The organism is Nocardioides pakistanensis (assembly GCF_054781215.1).
In genome coordinates, this window is record NZ_BAAGUV010000065.1 from 1 (window position 1) to 689 (window position 689).

Genomic DNA, 689 nt, shown 5'->3' on the forward strand with positions numbered 1-689 from the left:
CCGGGTCGTCGGGGGTAGTGCGCGGTCGGAACCGCTTCACTCGGCCGTCGGGATGCACGAGGAACTTCTCGAAGTTCCACGACACTTTTCCGGCCTTTCCCTCACCATCCGGCGTCTGAGTCAGCTGCCGATAGACGGGGTGGGCGTTCTTACCGTTGACCCTCACCTTCTCCGTCATGGGAAAGGTGACGCCCCAAGTGGTCGAGCAGTACTCAGCAATCGCTTCCGACTCTTTCGGTTCCTGCAGGAACTGGTTGCTCGGAAACCCGATCACGGTGAACCCGCGATCTGCGTAGCGCTTCTGCAAGTTCTCGAGTTGCTCGTACTGCGGCGCCAGGCCGCAACGGGAGGCAACGTTCACCACGAGAGCGACTCGCCCGTCCGCAGTCTTTCCGAAAGTGCTTTCGCCGCCGCCCAACATGGTGACGGGCAATTCCTTCAGTTCCATTTCTTGTTCCTCTCCAGGCTCTTGTCTACTGCGACGTCACTGCCCCGGCAGGTGCTGCGGGGTGAGGTTCGCGGGGGAACCCGTCGACCCGTGTGCGGAGTGGGGTCTGCTGCACGGTTAGGTGGCTCACCTAGTACTGCAGCAGACACGTTGGACTCGTTGTCAGGTGTGGTGCCTACAGGCAAGGCTTAGGCAACAGTCCGGTCATGCTCGCTCCTTGCTCAGCTTGGACGGCCACCAG

General features: G+C 61.4%; 1 protein-coding gene. It reads right to left on the reverse strand.

The genetic code is table 11. The annotated features are described in order from the left end of the window. On the reverse strand, positions 1-448 hold a 448-nt coding region (locus ACYVIH_RS19400), incomplete at its 3' end, for a glutathione peroxidase (protein ID WP_460871186.1). Positions 449-689 lie beyond the last annotated feature (241 nt).